The sequence below is a fragment of the Providencia sp. UF-224 genome, from assembly GCF_058245955.1.
In genome coordinates this window covers 1-707 of the sequence record NZ_JBSICC010000094.1, presented here as the reverse complement: position 1 = coordinate 707, position 707 = coordinate 1, and the positions used below count along the sequence as shown (strand labels likewise).

Genomic DNA, 707 nt, shown 5'->3' with positions numbered 1-707 from the left:
GAATTGCGTGCCCGTGAAACGGATTTACGCCAGCAATCATGGGAAACCGACGACGAAAATGAACAAGCTGATCTTTGCCAAGCCGTGGCGGATTGCGAGAAGCAAATCGAGGGCATTAAAGACCGTACTAAAAATCAGGCGTGGACAGCCGATGGAAAATTAACAAAAGGCGTAGTTGTCTACCTCGACCGTGATGGTGAGCCGTGTGTCATCCGTGGCGTCATTGACTTAGAACAGCAAGAGCCACCGTGCAGTGAAGCGGAAAGCACAGCCGAAAGTTTAAATGTGCAATCTACCGTTCCTGTTGAGACTGAGTCCACTTACAGCGCAGCGTTGTGTAAAAGTCTTTCTTCGGAGCGCACCTTAGCCGTTCAAGCAGCATTGACGCAGCATCCGAATGTGGCATTGGCGATTTTGGTGCATGATGCGTGCATTCAGGTATTTGGTTCACCGTATGCCAAAACCGCGTTTAACATTAAGTTTTCACTTGCTCAGGAGGAATTACTTAAAAATGCGCCGACAGCCCAATACAGTGAAGCATTGCAATTACTCAATACGCAATTTGAGTCGTGGTCAGCGCGTCTCCCTGACGCATGGCAAGCCGATTTCTCATGGTTACTGACATGGGAACAAGCGGATTTAGTCGCACTACTGGCGTTCTGTTCCGCGCAAACGTTGAGTGAAGTCAATCATTATGCACCGCACGA

General features: G+C 48.9%; 1 pseudogene. It reads left to right on the top strand.

The window, feature by feature from the left end:
* Positions 1–707, top strand: a pseudogene (locus tag AC4IFO_RS22965) (hypothetical protein); the annotation flags it as partial.